This window comes from Bacillus sp. ok061, from assembly GCF_900108285.1.
Taxonomy (GTDB): domain Bacteria; phylum Bacillota; class Bacilli; order Bacillales; family Bacillaceae_G; genus Bacillus_A; species Bacillus_A thuringiensis_S.
The window spans coordinates 184,722-210,673 of the sequence record NZ_FNUW01000006.1 but is presented as its reverse complement, the minus strand read 5'-3'; the positions used below and the strand labels follow the sequence as shown (position 1 = coordinate 210,673).

The window sequence follows — 25,952 nt, the reverse complement described above, 5'->3', positions numbered from 1 at the left end:
GATAAGATTGTTATGAAGATATTTACCAACTAATAAATACGCCCTAGACTTACGTACTAGGGCGTATTTATTTTTTAGTATGTAATTCCTTTACTCATCTATTATCCACAAAATAAATATCATACGCTTTATCAAAAACATATCCTAACTTTTCTGCTAGGTTAGCAGATGTAGTATTCGCTGCGTCCCAGTTTGGATACTTTCCATTTTCTAAGCAATCCAATATAAGAGCTGCACTAACTACAGTTGCCAAACCTTTTCTTCTATGATTGTGATCAGTCGCAACTTCAATTTCAATTCCATCATTATAAATACTATACGAGGATGCACCGCATACAACTTCTCCGTTATATAAAATGCTATAACCTATACCACGGTTTATATAATCTTCTACCGACTGAAATTGACTTGTAAAATCTTCAGAGATCTGATGTAATGTAGGGCTATTTGCGATATGCTCATCTATTCTTTTTAACTCATATCCTTTTGGAAGTATTGATATAAAAGACTGTAATTTTGAACGATTAAAACCTTCTGAATTTCGTTTGAACTTATAGCGTAAAAACTTATCTATTTTTCTTTCATGGAATGTTTCTAAGCGTTGTTTCCACTCTTCACTATTTACAATAACTAAAATTCTTTCAGGAATATTACGTAATAACTCTTCTGTTTCTTGCACATTTGGGTCTCCAGCGTAAAATGTGAAAATTCCTACCGTAACTTGTGCTACTGTTGGATTTTCAAGATCATTTACCCAAGCAGTACCCATATGCCCTTGTAAATAAGAAAGTAAAATAACGTTATTGAAATCATCAAACATAGAAACTAGTTTTTTTCTTGTATGTATATTCGCTTCATGTATCATTTACATTCCCGCCTTCTATAAAATCAATCTTATTCTAAATCTTTTAAAATAAACTTATATAATTTTTCAATCAATCATTTACCATATAAGAAAACACCTATTAAACTTAATTTTTATATAACTATAAATTATTCACAAATATAAAATTATTATAACATCTAATAAAATAAGAATGCCTCACTTTTTCGACTTTAGAACGTACATCTTATTATCTAAATAAAAACTATTTATTGATAAAGTTTTAACCATATATCCAATTAAACTGAATAAATGTAAGATTAATTTATAAATAAGCTTTTTAAGGGGGATTATAAAATGTCTGATTTCTATTCTCGTCTTTCAAAAAGTGATGCCGCTGTTCTTCTAGTGGATCATCAAACTGGTCTTATTTCCAGCCTTGTACGTGACTACGGCGTTGATGAGTTCAAGAACAATGTTTTAGCACTTGCTAATACCGCTAATTTTTTTGATTTACCAGTTATTTTAACAACTAGCTTCGAAGACGGTCCTAATGGTCCACTTATGCAAGAATTAATTGAATTATTTCCGAATGCGCCTAAAATAGCGCGCCCTGGACAAATTAATGCGTGGGACAATGAAGAGTTTGTAAAAGCTATTGAGGCAACTGGTAAAAAGAAGTTAATTATCGCAGGAGTAGTTACTGATGTTTGTGTTGCATTCCCAGCGCTATCAGCTGTAAAGGCAGGTTATGAAGTGTTTGTTGTAACCGATGCGTCCGGAACTTTTAGTAAACAAGTTGCTGATGCTGCCCTAATGCGTATGGCTCACGGAGGAGTCCAACTAATGAACTGGTTTAGCGTGGCAGCAGAATTACAGCGTGACTGGCGAAATGATATTGAAGGCTTTGGAAATTTACTTGCTAAACATCTCCCAAGTTACCAAAATATCATCGGAAGCTATAAGGCAGCTCAAAAAGAATTTAGTAAATAATTCAATTCTTGATCAAACATTATATCAGTTTTGGAAAACTTTATAAAAATGATAAAGACTGCTAAGAGCTAATTACATAATTAAAAAGGGCTGCTTAAATAGCCCTTTTCTTATTTGTTTTACCTATATTATCTGTTACGCCCTCACTATATTTAGATTACTTAAATAATTTCTCCCTAGCTTCACTGAAATAATTTATTGTAATAAACCGTTCTGTAATAGGAAATTACTCTTACCTATTAACAAAACACTTACTTTAATACTACAATCCACCTCATATATGTAAAAACCCTCAATATAATGTAAGAGGGTTAATCAATAGGTATGTTATAACTCATTTTTATAAATAAAAGATTCCGTCTCACCGTTCTTATATACTTTAGTCAATTTAACAACCGACTTGTACGTGCTATCGTCATCCTTTATCATTTTTTTCAGCTCTTCTATTTCGGCATTACCAGTTCCACTATCTATTTTTAAACAGTTCGAAATAGAAAGGTATCCACTTGATGCCAATATAAAAATAAAAATTGCATCAGGAAAATTAATAAATAACAATCCGTAGTTTAAAGGATCTCCAGCTGGATGCGATAAAAGCAATCGAAAACCTAACAGTTCAGGCATTTGAACGAAATCCCTAGAAACAATCGCCTCGCCTACTATAGTAATTTGCTTTACTACATTCCCAAGTTCATCTGTAAATTCATTACATCTAGGTGGATTAATTGTTGTTGCTTGGAAAGACACATTTAATTCCGGATTATTAAAATCGAAAAAGATTCTACTCCCCTCCGTTAAACATTGCGGGCAAACATTTCCTAGCAAGCTAAAGTCCTCTTCAATATATTTAACTTTCGATTTGCAACTACAAACTTTTCCTATTCGGATTGCATCAATTTTTGAGCAATCTACAAAAATAACCTCACTGTCTTCTTGTACGAATGATACAATCCCTTTCATCGCATTAAATGAAAGAAAATAGGATACAACGATTTCGTTTCCTGCTATTACAATACTTTCAACTTTAGTATACGGTTCTAGACTTTGTAAAAATTCACATATACTATTTTGGCAACACCCACAATCACGTTTCGGCTCACAATCCACTTACACTCCATCCCTTCTCTATATAGAATAGCTAATACATATATATGAAAGGAAAACAAAAAAGCTTGGACAATATAACTTTAACGTAGGAATATCGTTACCTATTCATAATATTAGTAAGGGAATTACACCAATAATGAGTAATAACACATAATTTTTACTATAAATACATATAACAATTTCATCTTTCATGAAAAAAACGTTATAATGAAGTGTAGCCTCTACGATTACGTTATAAAGGAGATTAAAACAATGGCTAAAATTAAAGTATACCAAGTAAAAGAAGAAAATATGGAAGCAGTAAAAAACATCATTGATGTTGAGGAACAAAACCCAACTGCTGAAAACTTACAAAATCTATATGCATGTGTATTAGAAACTGAAGATATGGCATTGCCTGAATCATACATTGAAGAAGATATCTTAATCGATTCTATGGAAGTTATGGTTAACGCTTCTCAAAGCAAAGTAAGAGACTTAGGTGCATACGATGTAATCGAAGTTCAAAACAAAGGTAAGAAAACACAAATTTTATTACTTGCAGACGAAGAATACGAAATTATCGAAGGCTAATCTAATACCATACATACGAAAAAGCTCCTTTCCAATTGGAAAGGAGCTTTTTCATTACGCTTTTGATGTTTCACTTTTTTTATTTGTTTGTTCTTTCTTAATTACCATACGCTCATTTCCCATAAAGAAGATGAATATGAATGCTAATCCAGCTGGTACCAATGCCCACATGAATGTTTGAACAATTGAACTAGAAAGAGCATCAATAATTTTATCTAATATTTGCGGAGGGATTTGAGATCTTGCCGATTCTGATAAAATGGCTCTTGAATCCCCTAATGTGTTTGTATTCATTCCCCCGCTCATACCTTTAAATGCTTCTTCTAATTGATCTTGGAAACCTGTTCTTTGGATCATTCCGAAGATTGTAATACCCAGTGTCATACCTAATGAACGAATGAAATTACTCGTCGAAGTCGCAGATCCGCGCTGTTCCATACCGAAATTGTGAATAGCTGCCATACTTAGTACAGAGAATGAGAAACCGACTCCAAATCCGATAATAATCATATACACTGTTAATAATGCACGACTTGTTTCTGGCGTTAATGTGCTTAATAAAAATAGTCCAATTAGCATAATAACCGCAGAAATGATCATAATGTTTCGGTAGCTAAGCTTTGTCGTTAAAAACCCACCTAACTGCGCTGTTACGACTGAGCCTAACATCATTGGTAAAAGTAATAATCCCGAGTTTGTTGCAGTGCCACCGTATACACCTTGAATGAATAATGGAATGTATACAGTTGCTGACATAAACGCAGCTCCGTAACATAAAGCAATAATTGTACTCATTCCGAACAAACGTTGTTTAAACATCTCAAATGAAATGATCGGTTCTTCTACTTTACGTTCAATAAAAATGAATGCAATAATTAAAATAGCGAATCCACCAAATAAACTTAAAATAAAGTTAGAATCCCAATCATACTTTTGTCCGCCAAGTTCAAGCGCAAACATTAAAGAAACTACTGCACCAACTAAAGTAATTGCGCCAAACCAATCAATTTTTTGCTTTCTATGAACTCGTGACTCTTTATAAAAGAATGTAATAAAAATAAGTGCTAAAACGCCAAGCGGTAAGTTAATATAAAATACCCAGTGCCAGCTTATGTAATCTGTAATATACGCACCAAGCAACGGACCAAAAATACTTGATAAACCAAATACTGCTCCGAATAAACCACCCATTTTCCCGCGCTTTTCAGGAGGGAAAATATCAAAAACGATAGTAAACGCGATCGGCACTAATGCCCCACCGCCAATACCTTGAATGGCACGATAAATCCCTAACTGTGTAATATTTTCAGCAGTACCACAAAGTGCCGAACCAATCATAAAGACGATTAAACCGAAAATAAAGAACCTCTTTCTACCATACATATCTGATAGTTTTCCGAATATCGGCATACCTGCCATTTCTGCGACCATATAGGCAGAAACGACCCATACAAAGTTTTCAAGGCCTCCTAAATCACCAACGATTGTTCCCATCGCTGTTACGACAATGGTATTATCCATTGATGCCATTAAAATACCTAGCAATAAGCCCGCTACAACAAAGCCGAGCTTATTATTCTTCTCAACCATATCTCTTGCTCTCCCTCATACTACTTATATTTGTTTATGTTCCTTTACGACTGCATTACCTTTTTGATTAAAACTAGTATGATATTCTACAACACTAATTTCACATCCGGGACCAATTGTAACATTATTTCCTCTTACTACTTCAGCAATCGTATGCTCTAAATAAATCTCATCTCCTTCAATGATAGACGTTTGGAGGCTTCCAGCATGATTTGTAAATGGAATAAATCTCACTTTTTTACGAACGGTAATCTTCTTACCGCCAATTTCTCTTACTTTGCTACCTTCATAACGAAGTGAAATTTCAATATTTTCAGCATTAAGTAATCCATCACTTTCAAGGCCGCCAGTTAGTGATAGTTCTTCAACTTCAATATCTCCTTTTACATTTAAAGCGCCTTTCACATCTACGAAATCACCAGTTAATTTCCCCTTAACTTCTATCATACCTCTTACTTTTATTTTTTCAATATGAGCATCACTATGCATTTGTGTATTTCCGTATACTTTTACATATTCCGCATCTACATTTCCTTGTACTTCACTATCTCCATACACGACATAACTTTTCACTTTCATATTACCGCACACTTCACTCGTGCCGTATGTTTTAAATTCATTACAGCTCATATCATTAGAAATCGTTCCTTCACCGCGAATCTTCACTTTATTATAATCCCCGCCTGCTGAATTACCAGAGCCATTTACTGTGAGACTATGTGGATGTTCCATACTGATTTCCCCTTCCGTTAAAACTGCTTAATTTCTTTTACATTTGCATTTTTATCAACAGTAAGAACACCCGTATATTCGATCAGTTCAATCTCACAGTTCGGTCCTACTGTAACATTGTTTCCTCTTACCGTTCTTATGTGAGCATAATCAATATCGATATTGTCACCTTCTAACAATTCGGCTTCTAACTGCAAGCCAAATACTGTTTTAAATAGCCTACTAAATGTACCTGATCTATGCCTTACTTTAATCGTTTGACCACCAATTTCTTTCGCTTGACATGTACCGTGAATATTAATATTTATTTCATCAGCGCTTAATAATCCGCCAATTGTAAATTGTCCTTCTGAAGAAAAAGTATCCACTTCACAATTACCGTCAATTGTAGCTTGACCATTGACTTTAAATTCTTCACCAGTGACATTTCCACCTATCGTACCTTTTCCTGCAATTTTCAAACTGTTTGCCTTCACATCTTGCGTAATTGTTGCTTTTCCATCAATTCGCATCGTTTCAGCATGAACTGTGCCATCGACTTTACCAGATCCACTAATTCTTGCATTGCTACTTTTCAAATTTCCAGTAACAGCACCGTAACCGTTACATTCAAATTCCTCACATTCAATATTTCCATTAACATTCCCTTTTCCATTTAATTGCACTTTATGAAACTCGCCGCCATTCGATGAACCGTAACCATTTATAATCAAATTATCTGTACGCATACTTTCTCCTCCACTACAACAGTTTCGTTTTTAATGCTTCGGTATATTTCATAATCGCTTCGTGTAAAACAATTTTAGTACCTTTTTCAAAAATTAAATCGTCCACGTTTGAAACTAAGAAACATGTAGAAATCCCTAACTTTCGGACGATGATTAAGTCACAAGTTTTATGCTTAATCGCTTCATAATTATCACGTAAAACTTGCAAGACCATTTTTCCTTCTTCTAAACTAATCTCTCCCGATTGTAGTAATTCTTCTAACATGTACACATAAAGAATATCTACAAAGTGAAACTCTACTGTTTTATTCGTTTGTTCTATGAAAAATTGTAAAACTGGTTCTGATGCAATCCCCTTACGTAAAATGTCTTCCTTTGTTAAAAGAATTTCTCTCACACTCGGTGAAAACATATTCGCTAGTTCATCAAGTGATAAATCCTCTTTCATCGTTTGGATTTTATCGATGCGCTCTAATATCTTTTCTTTCGGAAAAAATGTCTCTTGACCTGTGAATGTTGACTTTCGTACAAACCAATCTTCCGGTATTAAATTTTTTCTCTTCCACCTATATAACTGTCCGTATGAAATACCAGTTAGTTCTAATAAATCTTTTTTTGAAATTAAATCTGTACTCAACTGTATAACACTCCTTCCTAACAACAATGTAACATAACACTGTTACGCTGTAAATAGACTTTTATCACAAGTAGCGTAACAATGTGTAAAACAAACCTATTCCTACATACAAAAAAGGCTTTTACACATCTTATGAAAATGCGCAAAAAACCTTATATATCAAGATTTAAACCAAATATTATAAAAATCAATCCAACCTTGTGAATTAATCATTATATTTTGGACTTTTTCATGTGTACTTACCTCTTGTTTATTACGATATAAAGGAATAATATGAATTTGACGTAACAAAGTATCCTCAATATCGCGTAACAGTGTAACTCTTTTCTCTAATTCTTCTTGTTTAAAATAAGGAGACAACTTTTCATGAAAGTCCATGCTGCTTTGTCCATGAATAAAACTATTTTTTGTAAGAAACATATATAATAGACTATCTTCTATTCGTTCACTTATTGTGGCACTATCATGCATCATATCGGCCTTTTGTATCGTACTTACTTCCAATAGCTCTTCTATGTCAAGAAAATTATTTTCTACACGAATCCCGTACTTCACACACTCTTTTTGTATCCATTGTGCATCTTCAACATGATCTCGTCCTGTAAATGTGTAGAGTTGTAGCACTTCATTATGATAAGTACTCCTTTTAATTAAACTTTCTACATCTTCCTCAATCTCTACAATGCTTTCACCTGCTAATATTAGTTTCTGTGCCACTTCTCCACGTTCTCCGCCGAGTTCTTGAACGATTGTATAACCATGAATGATTTTATATAATGCTTTCCGAAATAACTCATCTTGCATTGGTCCTTCTTTCGTATGATTACATGTTATATATGTCACGTTCGACTCAAGCCGAGACAATTCTTTATTATGTTTTTCTTTATCTTTATACTGCGCCTTTACTAAAACATCGTATGTACTTACACCTTGTTCTACATTCCACAACTCAACACGATCTAAAAAAGGTCTTTCACGAAAATATAAAGGATGACCTTCTAAAATGAACAAATTTTCATTACTTTTATATAATTGAAAAGGCCCTGTTCCAATTAGCTCTCCTGCTTCATCTTTATTCACGATAGAACACTGTTCTGCACTTAGCATATGTAAAAACATTCGATTTTCCGTATGTAATTGAATTTCGACAACGTAGTCATCCACTGAACGAATACTTTCAACGTGTTGTAACATCCATGCGTGTGCATTATTTTCCAGCTTCATAAATCGATTCAATGAGTATATAACATCATGTGCAGTAAGTTGTTTTCCATTATGGAAGTGAACTCCTTTTCGTAAATAAAACGTCCATATTTTTTCAGCATCATTATATTCCCAGTGAAATGCAAGTCTTGGCTCTATAATGTTTGTATTACCGTCTACATACACGAGTGTATCGAATATATGTTTTACCATATGGCATTCTGAACGCATTGTAGCGTATACAGGATCTAATGTGATATCTAAATTCATTTGTACTTGCAACCGGAGTACATCTCTTCTCCCTTCAGATGTCATTTCAATCTTATGACCAAATATTGAATCCACCCAGGAGTGATATTCTTCCTTTACTAATGGAAAATGTGAGCTATAGCGTTCCACAAATATGCTTCCGCTTTTCACATCCCCTTTTTTCGTTATTTCTTTTCCTCTATCTAAAATTAAAGATATCGGGTCCTTTTGAAATATTAACTTAGAACGATTTCCTCTGCCGCGACCTGGAAACCACTTGATCCAATTTAACTCATCTAATTTTTTTATAATTAATTTACTATTACGCTCTGTACAAAATAATGTTTCAGATATATTTTGCACTGTTACTTCCAATTGTTCTCCCTCTTTTCCCCCTTTTCCATAAGCAATCCATAGTTCAATGTATTGATCTAAAATAAACATCATAATCCCCCTAAAAGGTGAAAAATACTCCCTATTGTTTCTACCCTTTTTCCAATTCTTCTTTCATCTTATCATTTCAATATAGAAAGGAGGAATTAATATTGAATTATCTCTTACTTCGTTACAATAAACCTATTTTTATTAGACTGTGTGGTGAATTATTAACCCGAACGACTGAATCTATGTTAGCTCTCATTATGATTATTCATGTTAACGAAATGTTAAATGGTAATATAATAATAACTATGATCATTTTTGGACTACAGCCACTTTCAGACATCGTATTTACCCTTATTGCTGGAGGAGTTACTGATAAATATGGGCGAAAGAAAATTATGTTACTCGGCTTATTACTGCAAGCTGTTGCAATCGGCAGTTTCGTTTTCGCTCAATCTGTTTTTATATTTGCATTGTTATACGTTATGAATGGGATTGGACGTTCCTTATATATTCCGGCTCAACGTGCACAAATAGCTGATTTAACAAAACAAAAGCAGCAAGCAGAAATTTTTGCTCTTCTACAAACGATGTGGGCAATTGGTTTCGTAATCGGTCCTTTAATTGGTACTTTTTTTTATCGTACTCACCCTGATTATTTATTTATAATACAAAGTATTACACTTATGGTATATGCAGTAGTTGTATGGACGCAGCTTCCAGAAACTGCTCCAGCACTTACAACGCCAAAGCAAAAACTTAAATTGTCATCTCCAAAACACTTTGTACACAAACATTACGCCATATTTGGGCTTATGGTTTCTACACTTCCTATTAGCTTTTTTTATGCACAAACTGAGACAAATTATCCTATTTTCGTGAAACATACATTTCTGGATTTCGAACTCATACTCGTTTTTATTTCAACATGCAAAGCTATTATGGAAATCTTCCTGCAAGTTTTCCTCGTGAAATGGTCTGAACAATTTTCTATGGCGAAAATTATTCTTATTTCTTACGCCTGTTATACAATAGCTGCAGTTGGCTTTAGTTATTCAATGACGATATTGTCGTTATTCTTCACCTTACTCTTTTTAGTCATTGGAGAAAGTATTGCTCTAAACCATTTATTACGATTCGTTTCAGAAATTGCACCTCATGATAAACGTGGTTTATATTTTTCAATTTACGGTATACACTGGGATATATCTCGAACGTGTGGACCAGTTATTGGTGCAGTTTTATTAAGTAAGTTAAATGGAAGTATGCTATTTTATATTTGTGCTAGCTTCTTATTAGTTGGAGGTATTGTACAAGCGCTATTTGTTCAAAATTTGGAACGTAAAAAAATCGTGAACCATCCTACACATAATTTATAAGTTACTACTTTTTCAGTAGATCAACCTTTCTTATTGGATGCATGTTAAAAAACAAAAGTAAAGTATTTCGCATACGAAAGGAGACGTTCCTTGTTTACAACTAAAAACACCTCACTTAAAGAAAGTGAGGTGTTTTTGAAATCACTTAATTTCTTATCCAGCCATTTTATTAATACTATCCTCTGGTGAAAATACGGAAATATGATCTACCTTACCAGTCGATTTTGGAATGACAAATTTCAACTCATACTGGTTATTTACTTTGTATACATATATTTTGTCTTCACCATTCCCTTTAACTGAAGATGGTTTTCCTAATGCTTTTTCAATTTCTTGTAATGTAATTGATTTTAGTTCTGCATGATATGAGCGTACATCAAAAACTTGTGACCCTTTATTAAATCCGAAAACAACATTTTTATTTGTAAAAGTTGCGTACATTCCATTCCCTGCATGTTCGGTTTTATTCGCTTTCCCCCATGCTTTTTCTATTTCTTCAATATCCCCTGTATGGGCTGCAAATGGTACATTAGGTACTTTTCCTTCTTTTGCTAGTTCAAATAAATCTTTAACGTGGTTAATTGATTTTTGATTAAGTGTTCTATTTTTCGAATCTGGCTCAGGTGATGGTTTTGTTGTTTTTTCATTACTTGGTTTTGCTTCAGGATTTTTCTGTTCTTCTGAAGAATTGCTTTGTTCATTTTTATTATTTTCCGAGGTTGGATTTGTTTCCTTTTTTTCGTCTGTCCCTTTACATGCTGTTAGCGCAAACATACATGCTAAAGCCAAAAACAACATGACTATTTTCAAATACCCTTTCATCATTTTACCCCCTATTGCATCTTATTCATTTCGATAACTAACCCATTACACTACTTTTCAAATTATTTTTGTTCTAAAAAGTCAGTGCTTCACTCTCTCCAAAGGCTTGTACAAAATATGTTACAAAAGCTGTTCCTAAAAAGTAACCAAGTCTGTTATATCCGAAGTAACTACCTCCTGATAAACGAAACCATTTTCATCTCCTTATTTAAACCTTCTCTTCTCAATGATAATATCCTCTATCTATAGCTTAAAACATGCTGTCACAATAGCTCCTTGAAACAGAAAAAAACCAGTAGGAAGTGATTACTCTTTTCCTACTGGTTGAAATGAAATTAAACGGTAAATCTTAGTTTCTTAAAAAATGTAGCGATAGCGCTTTTTACAGTTTCAAAATTATAAGCAAATGTATTATCTCCACTTAATGATGAAATACATGTTAAACCTGCAGCTTTAATAAAAGCCTTTACATCTACAAGCATAGAATTAGCATCCATGAATTTAATTACAATCATTATAACAGGTGTTTTACGATGCTAACATGAAAGTAATAAATAAATTTCTATTATTAATTTATCCCGTAAAAGCCCAATTGGTTCAATTAATAATCAGTGGGGATGAACAAAACTCCCACTGATTAAAGTTGCACTTTATTTAGCTCACAGTACACCATTTCAATGTCATATAAAAAAGCTGCCCTAAAAGGACAGCTTCAAATATGTATATTACACTTCGATTGATTTACCATCTTCAACAATATGATAAAGTAAGTGCGCTAAATGATGAATTGGACCGTATTCTTCCTCTTCCTCATCTGTTTCGCCTTGGAATTCAAGATCGTTTAAGTATAGCGCTAAAAATTGATAATATAGTTTTAAATCAAATCCGTAGCACGCAGTTGGTTCTTCATGATCCCCTTCATATTGTAACATTAAGTATTGATCATTTCCTTCTGCATCTTCTGCATCAAAGAATACGAAGAAGCCAACGTTTGTATCTAAATCGAATAAATGACGAGTACCTTTTTCAGTTGCCTTATTGAAGTCCTCTTCACTTAATTTATGTACTGTTGTCGCTTTTGCATTATCTTCTTGATGGAAATTTACTGTAAATGATTTCAATGCTGACACCTCCTGATTGTATAATACTAGCATAACATATAAAAAGGACTGCTTACAAATGTAAACAGTCCCGCTACATTCATTTCCGCATTGCTCGTAGTAAAAAGCTCACAATGAAGATCAAAATAACCGCACCAATTAAAGCAGGAATGATTGCAAATCCGCCTATAATAGGACCGAAACTACCAAGTAATTTCGTACCAATCCAAGAACCGATAATACCAGCAATAATATTACCAATTACACCACCTGGTACATCTCTTCCAGTAATTAAGCTCGCAAACCATCCTAATAAACCACCAACGATTAAAGACCAAATCATATAATAACCTCCTTTATATTTAACCAATCAAAATATAATTAGAAACAATTGCTTACCATTAGTTATGTGACATTTTTCATAAGTTATTCATGCTGCTCAACTATAAGATTTTTGAGAATAATACACACCAATAAACCATTTTTCGAACTAATGATTTATCCGACTTATTATTAACACATTACGGACAATCTGGCTTCAATATTGTTCGCATAAACTCTTCTTTAAAAGCTGCATAGTTAAAACCAACAGCAATTCTTTGAATCGGTCGATCATCAAACCTTGTTGGTTCAGCTATTTTTCTAAAGTCAGCTACACTTTGGCCCCTAGTCACATCATTTGTCGTACTAATCCACACTGCCGATTTTTTATATTCAAAAATACTATCATTTATAAATGAGATAAAAGGTAGTAAATCGTGTATAGGACTTCCACCAATACCTGGGTATTCTTTTTTATAAAAGTTCTCATAATAAAAATCAATCATTGGTTTAATGAGTTTCGCCTGTCCAGTTCCTTGTTTATCTATTATATTGGCCATTTCAGGCGTAATGAGTGCGCCCTGTGTTACATTTAACGGGTATATGCTAGCGTTTTTCGCATATTTCATAACAATATTTGCTGCAATTGGATCACCATAAAAATTCGCTTCAGATACTGGTGTAACATTACCTGGAAATAGGAAAGCGCCGCCCATTATATAATACGAACAAATACGATCCATTATATTTGGATACAATAAAAATAACGTAGCAAGCGTCGTTAGTCTTCCTGTCGCCACAATTATAATATCTTCTGGACAAGGTTCGATTAATTTGATTAATTCACAAAAATTTTCTCGTTTACAAATTCTCATCTCTGGTGGAATAATAGGACCTAAACCGTGATCCCCATGGATTTCAGGGAAAAATAAAGGCTCTTCAGCTGTCATCGGCCTACTCGCACCTTCAATAATTTTCACTTGTGTAGCATAGTACCTTTCTAAAAAAAAACATTTTCCGTAACGATATCCCGTGATACATTCCCGTACTCTGCAACAATACCTAGAATATCTAATTTACACGTTTTATTTGCATAAATTAACGCTACGGCGTCATCAATACCAAAGTCTCCAAAAAAGATGATTTTCTTATTAACTATTCTCACCCCTCTTCAGCATAATCTACTATTATTATTATGTGAAAAAGACAAGGCGGTGAAACAGCGCAAACTAAAAAAGCCGCCTATTTATTGGCGACTTCAATCTTTTTATAAGACAAATATGCTAGTACATTTTTACTTGAATCGTATTTCGGGTTATTTCCTTTTCTCGGTTCTCTCATATGTGTCTTTTCAAATCCAGGGATGTCCGGCATTTTCCCTATAAATTCAAGCATTTCTTCCTCAGTACCTTCAATGCGTACACGAATCATTATAACTATTCCTCAATTCTCAGTTTCTCTGTACTAAGTATATCGTACTTCAGAAAGACTGCAACACATTTATCTTTTTAACGTTGTACTTTTTTTACATATAAACATAGCCATTTCAGTATAGAACGAATCTACTTTATTATTTTTAAGTTGAATATTAAAATATTCCTTCATTTCGTTTGGTGCTTTCATCATACATTCTGTTAATTTTTCACGCTTTTGTACAGGGACATCCATCATATTACACCACCAGTCAAAATCAAACCTCTTATCAAAAGTAAGACATGACTGCATTTGCAAACCGTTTTTTTCTAATAAAGTAAGCCATTCTGTCTTTTTAAGAGCTCGTTCATGACTTGGGTCCCGCTTTTTTTCTATAAAATTATAAAATGTATCATATTCATTATTTTCTGGCGAAACATTATCTATTAAGATGAATAATCCATTATCCTCCAACGTACGATTTACTTCATAAATAAATTGAGCCGGATTCGTAAAATGATGGGCTGCAATCCGGCATGTAATTGCATCAAAAAAATGGTCTGCAAATGGTAAATCCTCTGCGTTTCCTGCTACAAAAGACACATTTTCATGACCATTCTGCTTTATAAAACCTTTTGCTTTTTCTAACATCTGTTCTGTTAAATCAAGTGCAACTACTTCTTCAAACATAGGGGCTAACATATTTGCCACATGTCCGCCACCAGTAGCAACATCAAGAAGACGATTATTATGACGAGACTCAACTTGTTGAACTACATATTGTAAATCCAGTCCTTTAGCATGTATTTTACTATTTACATATTTATCTGCATTACTTCCAAACTGTTTTTTCACAAGTTCTTCTTTACTCATATTATCATCTTCTTTCTATTGTTATTTACATATACGGTTCATATAATTATTACAATTCTCTTAATGTATTTTCAAATCCTCTTTTCATCTCACTTCTTATCAGATTTCCCTATCATCAAAATAATATAATTTTACATTTTATCATTAAACAAAAAAGGCTACGGGAACTTGTCCCCTAACCTGACTAAATATTTACTACATTTTCATTTCTTCATATACATCTATATAATATAAATCCTCTTTCAACTTCATAATAACATCTACTTCGTTATAAGTAGCCTCACGTGCATGTAATCCAAATTGATCCATACCAATCCATATCCACCCAGGTGTATGATATAAAACATCTATGTTAAAATAATCTAATTTAGTAAGCTCCGATGTAATAAATTTATCTTTATTCGCGATTTGTTTATCTATTAAACCATATTCTTTTCCATTTTCAAATAACGATATAAATTTCCCTACAATCGGATGTTCACGAACAATAAAATGATATTCCTTTTCCTCTACATTTGCCACAATCAAACGAGAAACAGATAAATCAGACTCCGAATTCGACATATTTGTTTATTCACCTCCTTATATCGGTTTCTTCAATATAATAACAAATGAATATTCAAATTATGTTAATATAATGTAAAAAATAAAAAAGCTGCCTTCCCTTTAGAAATCAGCCTTTACAATTTGATCAACTTGATACTTTTACAAATTATTATAATGTTTCTTTTTCCTCATCATTTCCGGAAACTAAACTTCCTATAGCGTCCGCTGTTACTTCTACTACCAATTCACAAATACCAGCTACAACTTCTCCAATTACTTCATCCATCTTTTTACCCCCTTATTTTGTGTAACTTATTTGTAGTATAGAAGAAATTGGTGAAAGTAAACTATCGAAAAAGGTGACATAAACCTTACAGAATTGTAAGCTCTTTTATCCCTTTACTTACCTCTTTTGAAACTCCAAGTATTTTTAGCAGACATATAGGCCATCATAATATGAAGTAAGTAATAATCTAGTGTCAGGAGGCGTTTAATATGTATTACGTAAAATTAATTAAAGGTCAATCTTTCTACGCTTTTGATCATCGTTTCTTAGTGTCTGAAGAAGAAGAGGTTTCAGAGAAAATTTTTAATTACTTACGACGTAATGAATTTTTTGAAGTACGTAAAGAAGAATATTCTGCTTAATTACAAAAAGCATTAAGAAAAATATCATCTTATTGTGATATATTCTTGATGCTTTTATGTAAATTACTTCTTTTCAACAATTGTTGTGTACTCTATTAAAATATTCTAGTATTTGTCCAAGCTAATTCATCACTGCTTTCATATTTTAGTATATGAGGAGGTGAAGAATATGACTCATATCATTGATTACCAAGCTACTCAACCTATAAGTAAAACTGGTGAAACAACTTTTGCAATCCCAGCTTCTCCAAATAAAGCAATTTTAGCAAATTTGAAATTGAGAATTCCAAGTAGAGATTCACGAAATAATCGAGTAGAATTAATCGCTACAATTGGTGTAGAAGGTATAACTGAGATTCCACAAGTTTTATTCCGAATTTTCCGTGATAACATTGAAATTTTTAATGCACAAGTAGGTATTGAATCTACAGATTCTGAACAATTCTACGTACAAACATTCCAAGCTATAGACCAAAACGTTAGCAGTGGAACACACGAATATTCATTAACTGTAGAAAACCTTACTAGTGGTGCAAGTGCAGAAGTTGTTGGTCCTCTATCTTTTAGCGCTTTAGCTATTGGACAAGAGCGTAAATGTTGCTAAGTGAAATTAATTTTTAATTTTGTACTTTGGAAAAGCAAGACGTAGTTATACGTTCTTGCTTTTTTATATTTATCCTTGCTTTCTATTAGCTTTAATCATAAATCTTTTACGTTTTAATTCACTTATTTCATCAATTAATACATCGAATTTTTTACAAATCAAAAAGATTGAAATCCAATTATGAAACACGTAATATAGACTCTGACTCTAAAAAAGTTCGTATAAAAATACTACATAAATAAGGAGGTTTTATATACGAGTTTTTCATTTTAAAAGACGGAGAGGTTTTATGTTATGTGGCGTAATAAAAACGTTTGGATTGTTTTAATTGGGGAGTTTATTGCAGGTCTAGGATTATGGCTTGGTATTCTTGGCAACCTTGAATTTATGCAAAAATATGTCCCTTCTGATTTCATGAAATCAGTTATATTATTTATCGGACTATTAGCCGGTGTTCTAGTTGGACCTATGGCTGGCCGTGTCATTGATCAGTATGAAAAGAAAAAAGTTCTTCTTTACGCTGGGTTTGGTCGAGTTTTAAGTGTTATTTTCATGTTTTTCGCTATTCAATTCGAAAGTATCGCATTTATGATTGCATTTATGGTTGCTCTTCAAATTTCAGCAGCATTTTATTTCCCTGCATTACAATCTGTAATTCCACTCATCGTACGTGAGCATGAGTTATTACAAATGAATGGTGTACATATGAATGTTGGTACAATCGCTCGTATTGCAGGTACTTCACTAGGTGGAATTCTTTTAGTTGTGATGAGTTTACAGTACATGTATGCCTTTTCAATGGCAGCATACGCCTTATTATTCCTCTCGACGTTCTTCCTACAATTTGAAGACAAGAAATCAACAACACCAAGTAAACAAGCTGCAAAAGATAATAGCTTTATGGAAGTATTTCGTATTTTAAAAGGAATTCCTATTGCTTTTACAGCACTTATATTAAGTATCATCCCTCTATTATTTATAGCTGGGTTTAATTTAATGGTTATTAACATTAGCGAAATGCAACATGATCCTACGATTAAAGGGTTCATATATACAATTGAAGGTGTCGCATTTATGTTAGGTGCCTTCGTAATTAAACGTCTATCTGATCATTTCAAACCTGAAAAATTACTATATTTCTTCGCAATTTGTACTGCTTTTGCACACCTGTCATTGTTCTTTAGCGATATAAAATGGATGGCTCTTACATCATTTGGTTTGTTTGGGTTTAGTGTTGGCTGCTTCTTCCCTATTATGTCGACGATTTTCCAAACGAAAGTGGAAAAAAGTTATCACGGTCGCCTCTTCTCATTCCGTAATATGTTTGAGAGGGTTATGTTCCAAATCGTCTTACTTGGCACAGGCTTCTTCTTAGATACAATTGGGTTACAATATATGGTTCTCATCTTCGGATTCGTTTCATTATTGATTATTTCTATTTCCCTTTCTAAGCAGAAACATTATGAAAAACAGCATTCGCAATCTGCGAATTTATAAAATAAACAAAGAAGTATGGATCTAGTATTGAATCCATACTTCTTTGTTTTATAATACGCCTATTTATTACGTTTATTGAAATTACCTAAAGGAGTATCCCCCTTTTATTTCGAATAAATTATAAAAAGTACTCTTTATAAAAGGAGTGGTAAAATGTCTGATGGCATCGACGTATTTATTGTCCTGCTCTTTGCAATTGCTCTGTTTAGCATCCTAAACTTTTTAGCCATTTCCTTATCTGGACATAGTTTTAAAAAAGAATCGTGGCAGGTTTCATATTTTTACTACTGACTCCCATTATCTTTTTGACTATCGCAACATTTGCTTCTATATTCGATGAAACAGGATTTGGCGCAGGTACGTTAGCCTTTATGATTGCAAGCGTATATATATTAAATGGAATAGTGATTCTGCTTTCCTCTTTATTTATCCTCAAAAAAGACATAACATAGGCTATAGTACTAGCATGAATCTGACTTTACACTAGATTCATGCTTATTTAATTTCTCCTAAATTTTTATATGAAATTAAATAATTCTTTAAAAAAATTTAAACTTTATTTATTATAATATCCCTATCGTATTCGCACGTTTATTCAAATTTAAAAGAAAGGAGAACAAAATGAAAAAGGTTCTACTTACAATTCCTATACTAATCATCCTACTTAGTGGATGCAGCAATAACGATATATACGGTTCTTGGGAAGTCGTTGACAATAAAAATGGTGAATGCCCTGTATATTATAAATTTGAAACAGTTGTCAAAAAAGAAAATAAAGAGGAAATTGTGCAAAATTTAGTAGAAATGCAAACAACAAAGAATAAAGACGATTTATATAAAGGCTCATTTGTCAAAAATTCTAATGTATATCACATTGATTATGGTAATTCATTTACATCGGACCAAACTTTAAAAGTTGCCGACGGTACATTAAATGTATACTTTTTGACAGCCGAAAAATTATGCACATATAAAAAGAAATGATTACATTTCAGAGGAGACGCAGAAAATATTTTCTGCGTTATTTCACTTTAGAAATCCTCCGCAAAAATAGCCCTTGTTTTCGTATTCTTTTTCATTCAAAACATGAGAAATATACTTAATAAAAACTAGAAAATACCTTAAGTTATATAAAATGAATCCTATAATAGACATTTCAATTAACACATCTACGCTATTTACATCGTTACTTTTCAAAATAGGCTAATCCTTCTTCTAAATTTGTCAATCATTTTAATTTTCATAAAAAAATGATAAAATGTAAACATGTGTTTTCAGAATAATTAAAAACACAGAATGAAAGCACTGTTTTTAGGAGGGGTTTTGATGACTTACACGTTAGCAACTAGAATGAAAGCATTCCAATCTTCTATATTTAGTGAATTAGGGGCCTATAAAAAAGAAAAAATTGCAGCAGGTCATAACATGATTGACTTAAGTATCGGAAATCCTGATATGCCACCAGCTGATTTTGTAAGAGAAGCAATGGTACATACAGCGAGTGAAAAAGAGAGCTACGGGTATACATTATCAGGTATTCAAGAATTTCACGAAGCTGTAACTGAATATTACAACAACACTCATAACGTTATATTAAATGCGGATAAAGAAGTTTTATTATTAATGGGTTCACAAGACGGGCTCGTTCATTTACCTATGGTTTATGCAAATCCAGGTGATATTATATTAGTTCCTGATCCAGGATATACAGCTTATGAAACAGGTATTCAAATGGCTGGTGCAACATCTTACTACATGCCTTTAAAGAAAGAGAATGATTTCTTACCAGACTTAGAAGTCATCCCTGAAGAAATTGCCGATCAAGCGAAGATGATGATTTTAAACTTCCCAGGGAATCCCGTTCCAGCAATGGCTCATGAAGGTTTCTTTAAAGAAGTAATCGCATTCGCGAAAAAGCATAATATTATCGTTGTCCATGATTTTGCTTATGCTGAATTTTATTTCGATGGTAATAAGCCAATTAGCTTCCTCTCTGTACATGGTGCTAAAGAAGTTGGTGTAGAAATCAATTCTTTGTCAAAAAGTTATAGTTTAGCAGGTAGCCGTATTGGATATATGATTGGAAACGAAGAAATTGTTCGTGCACTTACTCAATTTAAATCAAATACCGACTACGGTGTATTTTTACCAATTCAAAAAGCGGCATCTGTAGCACTAAGAAATGGCGCTGCATTTTGTGAGAAAAACCGCGATATTTATCAAGAACGGAGAGATACTTTAGTCGATGGATTCCGAACATTTGGCTGGAATGTCGATAAGCCAGCTGGTAGTATGTTCGTCTGGGCTGAAATTCCACAAGGATGGACTTCTCTAGACTTTGCTTATGCATTAATGGATTGTGCGAATGTCGTTGTTACACCAGGTCATGCATTTGGACCTCACGGAGAAGGCTTTGTACGTATTGCACTTGTTCAAGATAAAGAAGTGTTACAACAAGTTGTTGAAAACATTAGAAATAGCGGCATTTTTGCTCTTGAAAAATCAAATGAATTAGTTAAAAATTAGTTCCCACTCCCCTGCTTAACTTTAGCAGGGGTATTATTCATTGGAGGTAATTACAAATGCATATTAAAGACACACTTCCCCATCGTTATCCATTTTTAATGATTGATAAAGTAACAAATGTAAAACAAGGTGAATCCGTTACAGGATATAAACTCATTACAAATAACGAATGGTTTATAAATGATAGTCAAAAATATATGCCTCATATGTTAATTGTAGAAGCACTTGCTCAGCTTAGTGGGTTTGTACATACAAGTGATTCTGAAGGACTAGGATTTCTCTCCTCTTTAGATGAAGTTGAATTCCACGGAAAAGCATATCCCGGTGATAAACTTGATTTACATTATGAGCTAACGCGCAATCGCCGAGGTTTTGTTCTTGGTAAAGGTATTGCAACTGTAAACGACCAGCCGATTGTAACTATAGAAAAACTATTAATATATCAAGCAGATTAAAGTGTTCCTTATATCAGTTGGAAATATCTATTCTCAACCAATTAAATAAATAGGAAAACATATTACGTAGTTAGGAGCAGGAAAATGGAACGTACTATCGGTATCGATGCTGGAGGCACATTAACGAAAATAGCTTATTTTAACGAAAAAAAGCTATTAACTTTTGAAAAATTTTATTCGCATGAACAACATAAAATAATAGATTGGATTAAAAGCAACAATGGCATAAAACAAATATGTATTACGGGTGGTAAATCGAAACTATTACAGCAACTGCTTACAGGTTCATATAAAATAATAGAGCTAAACGAATTTGAAGCTACTCTTGCAGGTGTCCGATACATATTAAAAGAAGAAAAACATACTATAAACAATTTTATTTTAACCAATATCGGTACAGGTACTTCTATCCATTACGTTTATAATGAACAGTATATTCGCGCTGGTGGAACCGGAGTTGGCGGTGGGACTATTATGGGACTTTCAAAATTGTTAACAAATATAGATCATTTTGAAGTTGTAATCCCTCTAACAAAAGTAGGCTCTAGAAAAGAACTAGATATTACGGTTGGAGATATTTATGGTGGTATTCTTTCCCCTATCGATAATAACTTAACTGCTAGTAACTTCGGGAAAGCAGCTATTACAGAATCAAATAATAGTAGCTCCGATATACTAGCTACTGTACAAGGACTTGTCGGTGAAGTCGTTACTGCATTAAGCCTTCAATTCGCTGAAACAAAAAACATTGAACATATTATTTATATTGGTTCGACTTTATGTAATAACGTACAACTTCAACATATTATTAGTAGCTACACCGAATATCAAAATAAAACACCAATCTTTTTACAAGATGGTGGTAATAGCGGTGCAATTGGTGCATTACTTCATGCTACGAAATAAAAAGCTGACTTTTGTCAGCTTTTTAGAAATGGCACTTCAAATTCAATAATTGATTCCCCGTTCTCTCCAATTCGCTCCACGCTTATTCTATCAATCACACAATTTAACTTCCCATGAAAACTAGGAATCTCCTTCACTACTTCAGCAGCTAACACGGCACTTTCTTTTCTTCCGACTGTTACATGCGGGATGTACGGAATGTCTTCTTTCAAAAATTGTAATAAAGGTCCTTTATATAGAATATTATGTAGTTCCTCTATTTGTTCTTTCCCCTTTTCAACTCGTAAAAACAAATATTCTCTTTCACTTGTAATTTGATTCTTAAATTCAATTTCTATATTCTGTATCGGTTTTGATACATTTAAAATATGTAATTTCAGCTCATCATTTGAAATCGAACTTTCAAATGGGAATACAATTGTAATATGCGGTGGAATTAATCCAAATAAAGGATCATGTTTTTGCCTAATGTCCTCGATTTCGCTAATGAACATGTTGTTTAGAAAAAGTAAAATTGTACGCATTTTTATCCCCTCAACTTTTCCTCATTATAATATGTATCATATTCTATGACAGCCTGCCCTTCAACAACTTGTTTTGCTTACCTGTAAAAATAAAAAAACTTCTCAAATGAGAAGTTTTCATATAGCATGATTATTATTTTCCAGCCAAACTTTCCTAAACTTTATATAACAGGCAATTCTCCAAGGAAAAATATACGATACTGCAACAACATAAAATAATAAACCTATTGTTTGCTGATCTAAGTCAACAATATATTTTCTTGAACCGTATCTCAAAACGACAAGTGCAATAAAAGTAATTAAAAAAGCTGCACTTTTTTTCGTATAAATATTCCCATCATCTCTTCGTTCATAATTTGTTAATACTATAAGCGGCACAGCAAAAAGTACACCAATGAATACCGCTATAATTACTTGTAATATAGCTAGATGTACGGGACCTAAAAACCATACAATACCTGGTGTTAAAAATAGTAATGGCCATAAAATACGTTTTCCCGATCCCTTTATTGGCTTATGCATGGAGCGATAACGACGCCAAAATATTAGTAGTGCAATGCATAAAAAGACGGTTATTAGTGAGGACGTGTCTCCCATATATTTTCCTTCTCCCTAAAAGAATAATCTATCACTATTTTAAACTGTTCGTTCAAATGATACTTTACGAATAAATATACTACTAGTTATGATATAAAGAATTGTTAATCCAATTGAAATAACCATAAAATAGGGAATATCTATTAAAATGACTCTCTTTCTAAAATTTCGAAGTTTCAACTCTTGTTCTCAAATTCTTTTCATTTATACCATTTTGACAAAAGTTAAATTGTTGTCCCTGTATTGACTTTGTACGATCTACTATTTGCCCTAAATGATAACTCGTGTGCTCCACTAAATGTAATAAACTATGAAGTTCAACATGGCTTTTTTCTTCCCGTGCTTGTATATATGCTTTTCCCCATTCATCAAATACTTTTTCAACGTACTGTAGCACAACTTCAGTACGTTGTCGTTTTACTGGAAAATACTCCTCAATTCCATTTTCAAAAACTATATTGGGATCCTTATAACGCCATGTATTTCTCTGTAAATGTTCACAAATATGTAGTACGATTCCACCAATTGAATTCACAGAGGCCTCTTGTTTCCACAAATCTTCTTCACTAACGAGCCTAATTGCCTGTACTAACTTAGGTAAATAATGATCCTGCATTCTATGATAAGAAATTTTGTATACTAACTCCATCTTCTCCCCTCCATTATTTCAACTGCCTCACTGGATATTTAGCAAATAAAGATTTCCGAAAATCTTTATCTTCCACAAGCATTTTAATTTTTTCTTCATTGTCGTTAAAGAACTTTATAACTTTAATTTTATCCCATATATCATTTTCTTTTGGAAAATCATCGAATTCCCTATGCAAAATTGATAACATTTCTTCCCTCGTTATCTTAAAGTTTTTATTTTCTATTTGAAACTCATAAGCTTTTGCGTTTGGTACTAAAATTACTAGATAGATAGCATTAAAGAGAAAATTCTTCTTCATCGTATCTTTCTCATCAAACCAATACGTCTCAATCATTTCTTCTGTAAGAGCCCCACTCTCTTTTGCGCCATATTTCACTTTTACATTTTCATGTTCTAAACTTACACTTTGAAATGTTTCACCACCAGGTAAATGATTAATAATTGCAACCACATCTGAATTATTACCAACGTATGCCCCAGTATATTTCTTAAAATCATCTGACCTAACATCATATATATCTTTTATTCTTTCTCCGTTAGAACAAGCCGCAATGAATAAAAAAATTGTTAGCATAACGATCATGTTATGATGCATATATTTCATTTAGCATCCCCCATTTTTATCGATATTTCGTTAATTACAATATTTACTTCCAAATCCCTTTTTAAATATACGCATTTTAATCAAAATTAAAAATTTTCATTTTTTATGTTTACAATTATCCATTAATTGTATATACTTACTAACGTAAGAAAAAAATTCTAAAAGGAGGTCGAAGGAAATGATGAAATTACAATTACATGCATTAACTTTAGCGTTAACTACACCTGTGTTTTCTGGACAATTAAATATGAATTCGACCACCCTAATGGAGAATTGAAAATCGTACTTTATTTCATTTAATTCATAAATTCGCCACAGGAGGTCGTATACTTTCCTGTGGCTTTTTCACGCCCAGCCATAGGAGAACTGTATCTTCCTGTGGTTTTTTTGCGCGATTTTTTAGTCTCTTACATTATTTTTCTAAGAAAGGAGCAACATTCAATGACTATTAGCGTATTGTTTTTAAGTATTACGATTCAAAGAAATACAATTTCCAAAGATGAAATTCTTCATAATGAGCAAATTGAAAAAGCTATGAATGATATTAAGGAGCGCCAAGCACTTTATTGTGATCACATGTAATTCCTTTTCGAAAGGAGGAATTCATTTATGACTTTTCATATTTTCTTTTTTACGACTGTCCTTCAAAAAAATACTTTATCTGAAACTGAAATTAATCGTAAACAACAGTTAAAACAACTGACTGATAAAATAATTGACATTAAAAGTTCATACTACACTCAAATGTATTAAAAATATATTTTAAAGGGGTAATATATTCATGAAATTTAAAGCATTCTTTTTAACCATCACCATTCAAAAACGTAAACTTTTACAGAAAGAGATTTTACGTGAGCAACACATTCAAAATATTATGGGCGAAGTAAAAGAGCGCCAATCTTCTTATTACACTCTTTTTTTCTAAATCACTTATAAAGGGGTAATTATCTAATGAAATTTAAAGTATTCTTTTTAACCATCACCATTCAAAAAAATAAATTTTCTGAGTCTGAAATGCTTCATGAACGACAAATTATTCAGGCTATAGATCATGTAAAAGAAAGACAAAGTCATTACTGTAGTCACCTGTAATTTCTTATTACACTCGTTTTTTCTAAATCACTTATAAAGGGGCAATTATCTAATGAAATTTAAAGTATTCTTTTTAACCATTACCATTCAAAAAAATAAATTTTCTGAGTCTGAAATGTTTCATGAACGACAAATTAATCAGGCTATGGATTCTGTAAAAGAAAGACAAAGTCATTACTGTAGTCATCTGTAATTCCAATTCGAAAGGAGGAATTCACATATGAAGTTTCACCTTTTCTTTTTAACGATTACGATTCAAAAAGAAACAATATCTCAAAATGAATTAAAACAAGAAAGACAATATAAACAAGTTATTGATGAAATTCGAGATCGTAGAAGCAAATACTACACTCACCTTTAATCGTTTAACTATATAG

General features: G+C 32.7%; 34 protein-coding genes and 4 pseudogenes. 17 read left to right on the top strand and 21 right to left on the bottom strand.

Features of this window, described 5'->3' with window-relative positions; genetic code table 11:
• Window positions 1-94: 94 nt before the first annotated feature.
• The gene (locus C4S65_RS11215) at window positions 95-865 is read right to left on the bottom strand and encodes a GNAT family N-acetyltransferase (protein WP_061666574.1); all 771 of its coding nucleotides are present in this window, start codon (window positions 863-865) and stop codon (window positions 95-97) included.
• A 315-nt stretch (window positions 866-1,180) separates the two neighbouring features.
• Between C4S65_RS11215 and ycaC the strand changes: the two genes are divergently transcribed.
• Window positions 1,181-1,816: an isochorismate family cysteine hydrolase YcaC gene (gene ycaC, locus C4S65_RS11210; RefSeq protein WP_001279448.1), complete on the top strand. Its 636-nt coding sequence runs from the start codon at window positions 1,181-1,183 to the stop codon at window positions 1,814-1,816.
• Window positions 1,817-2,143: 327 nt separating this feature from the next.
• On the opposite strand, the gene C4S65_RS11205 is transcribed toward ycaC, so the two are convergent.
• On the bottom strand, window positions 2,144-2,923 hold the full coding sequence (locus C4S65_RS11205) for a BC_2878 family exosporium-associated protein (RefSeq protein WP_098838731.1): 780 nt from the start codon (window positions 2,921-2,923) through the stop codon (window positions 2,144-2,146).
• 252 nt (window positions 2,924-3,175) lie between these two features.
• Between C4S65_RS11205 and C4S65_RS11200 the strand changes: the two genes are divergently transcribed.
• Window positions 3,176-3,496 (top strand): hypothetical protein, encoded by a 321-nt coding sequence (locus tag C4S65_RS11200; protein ID WP_001062742.1) that lies wholly within the window; start codon window positions 3,176-3,178, stop codon window positions 3,494-3,496.
• 54 nt (window positions 3,497-3,550) lie between these two features.
• Here C4S65_RS11200 and C4S65_RS11195 read toward each other — a convergent pair whose 3' ends face one another.
• The 5 genes from C4S65_RS11195 to C4S65_RS11175 form a co-directional block, all read right to left on the bottom strand.
• Entirely contained in the window at window positions 3,551-5,086 is a 1,536-nt protein-coding gene (locus tag C4S65_RS11195) for an MDR family MFS transporter (protein ID WP_000229632.1), read from the bottom strand.
• 24 nt (window positions 5,087-5,110) lie between these two features.
• Entirely contained in the window at window positions 5,111-5,818 is a 708-nt protein-coding gene (locus C4S65_RS11190; RefSeq protein ID WP_086407448.1) for a polymer-forming cytoskeletal protein, read from the bottom strand.
• A gap of 17 nt (window positions 5,819-5,835) precedes the next feature.
• Complete coding sequence (locus C4S65_RS11185) at window positions 5,836-6,546, bottom strand: polymer-forming cytoskeletal protein (RefSeq protein WP_061666571.1); 711 nt, start codon at window positions 6,544-6,546, stop codon at window positions 5,836-5,838.
• Between the two features lie 13 nt (window positions 6,547-6,559).
• Window positions 6,560-7,183 (bottom strand): YhbD family protein, encoded by a 624-nt coding sequence (locus C4S65_RS11180; RefSeq protein ID WP_061666570.1) that lies wholly within the window; start codon window positions 7,181-7,183, stop codon window positions 6,560-6,562.
• A 159-nt stretch (window positions 7,184-7,342) separates the two neighbouring features.
• Window positions 7,343-9,079, bottom strand: a complete 1,737-nt coding sequence (locus C4S65_RS11175) for an SgrR family transcriptional regulator (protein ID WP_098536221.1) — start codon at window positions 9,077-9,079, stop codon at window positions 7,343-7,345.
• A gap of 101 nt (window positions 9,080-9,180) precedes the next feature.
• Between C4S65_RS11175 and C4S65_RS11170 the strand changes: the two genes are divergently transcribed.
• On the top strand, window positions 9,181-10,395 hold the full coding sequence (locus C4S65_RS11170) for an MFS transporter (RefSeq protein WP_103945227.1): 1,215 nt from the start codon (window positions 9,181-9,183) through the stop codon (window positions 10,393-10,395).
• Window positions 10,396-10,548: 153 nt separating this feature from the next.
• Here the strand turns inward: C4S65_RS11170 and C4S65_RS11165 are convergent, their stop codons facing one another.
• The 9 genes and pseudogenes from C4S65_RS11165 to C4S65_RS11125 all read right to left on the bottom strand — a co-directional run bounded on the left by C4S65_RS11165 (window position 10,549) and on the right by C4S65_RS11125 (window position 15,488).
• Window positions 10,549-11,220, bottom strand: a complete 672-nt coding sequence (locus C4S65_RS11165; protein WP_103945226.1) for a YjgB family protein — start codon at window positions 11,218-11,220, stop codon at window positions 10,549-10,551.
• A 70-nt stretch (window positions 11,221-11,290) separates the two neighbouring features.
• Window positions 11,291-11,413, bottom strand: a pseudogene (locus tag C4S65_RS11160) (aminopeptidase); the annotation flags it as partial.
• Window positions 11,414-11,552: 139 nt separating this feature from the next.
• Entirely contained in the window at window positions 11,553-11,699 is a 147-nt protein-coding gene (locus tag C4S65_RS11155; protein ID WP_000959550.1) for a hypothetical protein, read from the bottom strand.
• A 243-nt stretch (window positions 11,700-11,942) separates the two neighbouring features.
• The gene (locus C4S65_RS11150) at window positions 11,943-12,338 is read right to left on the bottom strand and encodes a hypothetical protein (protein WP_000834883.1); all 396 of its coding nucleotides are present in this window, start codon (window positions 12,336-12,338) and stop codon (window positions 11,943-11,945) included.
• Between the two features lie 79 nt (window positions 12,339-12,417).
• Window positions 12,418-12,660: a GlsB/YeaQ/YmgE family stress response membrane protein gene (locus C4S65_RS11145; RefSeq protein WP_086407445.1), complete on the bottom strand. Its 243-nt coding sequence runs from the start codon at window positions 12,658-12,660 to the stop codon at window positions 12,418-12,420.
• Between the two features lie 178 nt (window positions 12,661-12,838).
• Window positions 12,839-13,803 (bottom strand): annotated as a pseudogene (locus tag C4S65_RS11140) (nucleoside hydrolase).
• Between the two features lie 77 nt (window positions 13,804-13,880).
• Entirely contained in the window at window positions 13,881-14,069 is a 189-nt protein-coding gene (locus tag C4S65_RS11135; protein WP_000621875.1) for a DUF3970 family protein, read from the bottom strand.
• A gap of 69 nt (window positions 14,070-14,138) precedes the next feature.
• Window positions 14,139-14,924, bottom strand: coding sequence for a class I SAM-dependent methyltransferase (locus C4S65_RS11130; RefSeq protein ID WP_061666568.1), 786 nt, complete (start codon window positions 14,922-14,924; stop codon window positions 14,139-14,141).
• Window positions 14,925-15,119: 195 nt separating this feature from the next.
• Window positions 15,120-15,488, bottom strand: a complete 369-nt coding sequence (locus tag C4S65_RS11125) for a hypothetical protein (protein WP_000071361.1) — start codon at window positions 15,486-15,488, stop codon at window positions 15,120-15,122.
• Window positions 15,489-15,965: 477 nt separating this feature from the next.
• On the opposite strand from C4S65_RS11125, the gene C4S65_RS11115 reads away from it, so the two are divergent.
• The 8 genes and pseudogenes from C4S65_RS11115 (at window position 15,966) to coaW (ending at window position 22,106) form a co-directional block, all read left to right on the top strand.
• Window positions 15,966-16,118 carry a YqbF domain-containing protein gene (locus C4S65_RS11115; protein ID WP_000291904.1) on the top strand — a complete coding sequence of 51 codons (153 nt, stop codon included), beginning with the start codon at window positions 15,966-15,968 and terminating at the stop codon, window positions 16,116-16,118.
• 169 nt (window positions 16,119-16,287) lie between these two features.
• Entirely contained in the window at window positions 16,288-16,722 is a 435-nt protein-coding gene (exsC, locus tag C4S65_RS11110; protein ID WP_103945225.1) for an exosporium protein ExsC, read from the top strand.
• A 294-nt stretch (window positions 16,723-17,016) separates the two neighbouring features.
• Entirely contained in the window at window positions 17,017-18,219 is a 1,203-nt protein-coding gene (locus tag C4S65_RS11105; RefSeq protein ID WP_061666566.1) for an MFS transporter, read from the top strand.
• 153 nt (window positions 18,220-18,372) lie between these two features.
• Window positions 18,373-18,671, top strand: a pseudogene (locus tag C4S65_RS11100) (hypothetical protein).
• A 169-nt stretch (window positions 18,672-18,840) separates the two neighbouring features.
• Entirely contained in the window at window positions 18,841-19,203 is a 363-nt protein-coding gene (locus C4S65_RS11095; protein ID WP_000757022.1) for a hypothetical protein, read from the top strand.
• Window positions 19,204-19,545: 342 nt separating this feature from the next.
• A complete protein-coding gene (locus C4S65_RS11090; protein WP_000222690.1) occupies window positions 19,546-20,745 on the top strand; it encodes an LL-diaminopimelate aminotransferase in 1,200 nt (399 codons plus the stop codon).
• 56 nt (window positions 20,746-20,801) lie between these two features.
• Complete coding sequence (locus tag C4S65_RS11085) at window positions 20,802-21,200, top strand: 3-hydroxyacyl-ACP dehydratase FabZ family protein (RefSeq protein ID WP_000547661.1); 399 nt, start codon at window positions 20,802-20,804, stop codon at window positions 21,198-21,200.
• An 84-nt stretch (window positions 21,201-21,284) separates the two neighbouring features.
• Window positions 21,285-22,106 carry a type II pantothenate kinase gene (coaW, locus tag C4S65_RS11080; RefSeq protein ID WP_098318094.1) on the top strand — a complete coding sequence of 274 codons (822 nt, stop codon included), beginning with the start codon at window positions 21,285-21,287 and terminating at the stop codon, window positions 22,104-22,106.
• A 14-nt stretch (window positions 22,107-22,120) separates the two neighbouring features.
• Here the strand turns inward: coaW and C4S65_RS11075 are convergent, their stop codons facing one another.
• From C4S65_RS11075 to C4S65_RS11055, 5 genes and pseudogenes are all read right to left on the bottom strand, one after another.
• Window positions 22,121-22,630, bottom strand: coding sequence for a 2'-5' RNA ligase family protein (locus tag C4S65_RS11075; protein ID WP_098013410.1), 510 nt, complete (start codon window positions 22,628-22,630; stop codon window positions 22,121-22,123).
• A gap of 117 nt (window positions 22,631-22,747) precedes the next feature.
• Entirely contained in the window at window positions 22,748-23,227 is a 480-nt protein-coding gene (locus C4S65_RS11070) for a cytochrome c biogenesis protein CcdC (protein ID WP_000502961.1), read from the bottom strand.
• Between the two features lie 39 nt (window positions 23,228-23,266).
• A pseudogene (locus C4S65_RS11065) lies at window positions 23,267-23,380 on the bottom strand (DUF4052 family protein); the annotation flags it as partial.
• 7 nt (window positions 23,381-23,387) lie between these two features.
• Complete coding sequence (locus C4S65_RS11060; RefSeq protein ID WP_098318093.1) at window positions 23,388-23,876, bottom strand: hypothetical protein; 489 nt, start codon at window positions 23,874-23,876, stop codon at window positions 23,388-23,390.
• Window positions 23,877-23,889: 13 nt separating this feature from the next.
• On the bottom strand, window positions 23,890-24,483 hold the full coding sequence (locus C4S65_RS11055) for a DUF4825 domain-containing protein (RefSeq protein ID WP_086407440.1): 594 nt from the start codon (window positions 24,481-24,483) through the stop codon (window positions 23,890-23,892).
• A 441-nt stretch (window positions 24,484-24,924) separates the two neighbouring features.
• Between C4S65_RS11055 and C4S65_RS11045 the strand changes: the two genes are divergently transcribed.
• The 6 genes from C4S65_RS11045 to C4S65_RS11020 are packed head-to-tail and all read left to right on the top strand — an operon-like array spanning window position 24,925 to window position 25,936.
• Window positions 24,925-25,065, top strand: a complete 141-nt coding sequence (locus C4S65_RS11045; RefSeq protein ID WP_098517005.1) for a YrzI family small protein — start codon at window positions 24,925-24,927, stop codon at window positions 25,063-25,065.
• Window positions 25,066-25,092: 27 nt separating this feature from the next.
• The gene (locus C4S65_RS11040; RefSeq protein WP_000142728.1) at window positions 25,093-25,236 is read left to right on the top strand and encodes a YrzI family small protein; all 144 of its coding nucleotides are present in this window, start codon (window positions 25,093-25,095) and stop codon (window positions 25,234-25,236) included.
• Window positions 25,237-25,264: 28 nt separating this feature from the next.
• The gene (locus C4S65_RS11035; protein ID WP_061666552.1) at window positions 25,265-25,408 is read left to right on the top strand and encodes a YrzI family small protein; all 144 of its coding nucleotides are present in this window, start codon (window positions 25,265-25,267) and stop codon (window positions 25,406-25,408) included.
• A 26-nt stretch (window positions 25,409-25,434) separates the two neighbouring features.
• Window positions 25,435-25,575 (top strand): YrzI family small protein, encoded by a 141-nt coding sequence (locus C4S65_RS11030; RefSeq protein ID WP_098517006.1) that lies wholly within the window; start codon window positions 25,435-25,437, stop codon window positions 25,573-25,575.
• A gap of 52 nt (window positions 25,576-25,627) precedes the next feature.
• Complete coding sequence (locus C4S65_RS11025) at window positions 25,628-25,768, top strand: YrzI family small protein (protein ID WP_000669803.1); 141 nt, start codon at window positions 25,628-25,630, stop codon at window positions 25,766-25,768.
• A 27-nt stretch (window positions 25,769-25,795) separates the two neighbouring features.
• A complete protein-coding gene (locus tag C4S65_RS11020; RefSeq protein ID WP_000668497.1) occupies window positions 25,796-25,936 on the top strand; it encodes a YrzI family small protein in 141 nt (46 codons plus the stop codon).
• Window positions 25,937-25,952 lie beyond the last annotated feature (16 nt).

Coding starts and splice junctions, on each gene's coding strand:
- C4S65_RS11215 (WP_061666574.1), bottom strand. CDS start 865: ATGATACATGAAGCGAATATACATACAAGAAAAAAACTAGTTTCTATG.
- C4S65_RS11095 (WP_000757022.1), top strand. CDS start 18,841: ATGAAAAAGGTTCTACTTACAATTCCTATACTAATCATCCTACTTAGT.
- C4S65_RS11040 (WP_000142728.1), top strand. CDS start 25,093: ATGACTTTTCATATTTTCTTTTTTACGACTGTCCTTCAAAAAAATACT.
- C4S65_RS11175 (WP_098536221.1), bottom strand. CDS start 9,079: ATGTTTATTTTAGATCAATACATTGAACTATGGATTGCTTATGGAAAA.
- exsC (WP_103945225.1), top strand. CDS start 16,288: ATGACTCATATCATTGATTACCAAGCTACTCAACCTATAAGTAAAACT.
- C4S65_RS11105 (WP_061666566.1), top strand. CDS start 17,017: ATGTGGCGTAATAAAAACGTTTGGATTGTTTTAATTGGGGAGTTTATT.
- C4S65_RS11190 (WP_086407448.1), bottom strand. CDS start 5,818: ATGGAACATCCACATAGTCTCACAGTAAATGGCTCTGGTAATTCAGCA.
- C4S65_RS11155 (WP_000959550.1), bottom strand. CDS start 11,699: ATGCTTGTAGATGTAAAGGCTTTTATTAAAGCTGCAGGTTTAACATGT.
- C4S65_RS11125 (WP_000071361.1), bottom strand. CDS start 15,488: ATGTCGAATTCGGAGTCTGATTTATCTGTTTCTCGTTTGATTGTGGCA.
- C4S65_RS11165 (WP_103945226.1), bottom strand. CDS start 11,220: ATGATGAAAGGGTATTTGAAAATAGTCATGTTGTTTTTGGCTTTAGCA.
- C4S65_RS11025 (WP_000669803.1), top strand. CDS start 25,628: ATGAAATTTAAAGTATTCTTTTTAACCATTACCATTCAAAAAAATAAA.
- C4S65_RS11185 (WP_061666571.1), bottom strand. CDS start 6,546: ATGCGTACAGATAATTTGATTATAAATGGTTACGGTTCATCGAATGGC.
- C4S65_RS11045 (WP_098517005.1), top strand. CDS start 24,925: ATGACTATTAGCGTATTGTTTTTAAGTATTACGATTCAAAGAAATACA.
- C4S65_RS11070 (WP_000502961.1), bottom strand. CDS start 23,227: ATGGGAGACACGTCCTCACTAATAACCGTCTTTTTATGCATTGCACTA.
- C4S65_RS11090 (WP_000222690.1), top strand. CDS start 19,546: ATGACTTACACGTTAGCAACTAGAATGAAAGCATTCCAATCTTCTATA.
- C4S65_RS11115 (WP_000291904.1), top strand. CDS start 15,966: ATGTATTACGTAAAATTAATTAAAGGTCAATCTTTCTACGCTTTTGAT.
- coaW (WP_098318094.1), top strand. CDS start 21,285: ATGGAACGTACTATCGGTATCGATGCTGGAGGCACATTAACGAAAATA.
- ycaC (WP_001279448.1), top strand. CDS start 1,181: ATGTCTGATTTCTATTCTCGTCTTTCAAAAAGTGATGCCGCTGTTCTT.
- C4S65_RS11035 (WP_061666552.1), top strand. CDS start 25,265: ATGAAATTTAAAGCATTCTTTTTAACCATCACCATTCAAAAACGTAAA.
- C4S65_RS11135 (WP_000621875.1), bottom strand. CDS start 14,069: ATGATTCGTGTACGCATTGAAGGTACTGAGGAAGAAATGCTTGAATTT.
- C4S65_RS11055 (WP_086407440.1), bottom strand. CDS start 24,483: ATGAAATATATGCATCATAACATGATCGTTATGCTAACAATTTTTTTA.
- C4S65_RS11145 (WP_086407445.1), bottom strand. CDS start 12,660: ATGATTTGGTCTTTAATCGTTGGTGGTTTATTAGGATGGTTTGCGAGC.
- C4S65_RS11200 (WP_001062742.1), top strand. CDS start 3,176: ATGGCTAAAATTAAAGTATACCAAGTAAAAGAAGAAAATATGGAAGCA.
- C4S65_RS11030 (WP_098517006.1), top strand. CDS start 25,435: ATGAAATTTAAAGTATTCTTTTTAACCATCACCATTCAAAAAAATAAA.
- C4S65_RS11020 (WP_000668497.1), top strand. CDS start 25,796: ATGAAGTTTCACCTTTTCTTTTTAACGATTACGATTCAAAAAGAAACA.
- C4S65_RS11060 (WP_098318093.1), bottom strand. CDS start 23,876: ATGGAGTTAGTATACAAAATTTCTTATCATAGAATGCAGGATCATTAT.
- C4S65_RS11195 (WP_000229632.1), bottom strand. CDS start 5,086: ATGGTTGAGAAGAATAATAAGCTCGGCTTTGTTGTAGCGGGCTTATTG.
- C4S65_RS11130 (WP_061666568.1), bottom strand. CDS start 14,924: ATGAGTAAAGAAGAACTTGTGAAAAAACAGTTTGGAAGTAATGCAGAT.
- C4S65_RS11075 (WP_098013410.1), bottom strand. CDS start 22,630: ATGCGTACAATTTTACTTTTTCTAAACAACATGTTCATTAGCGAAATC.
- C4S65_RS11085 (WP_000547661.1), top strand. CDS start 20,802: ATGCATATTAAAGACACACTTCCCCATCGTTATCCATTTTTAATGATT.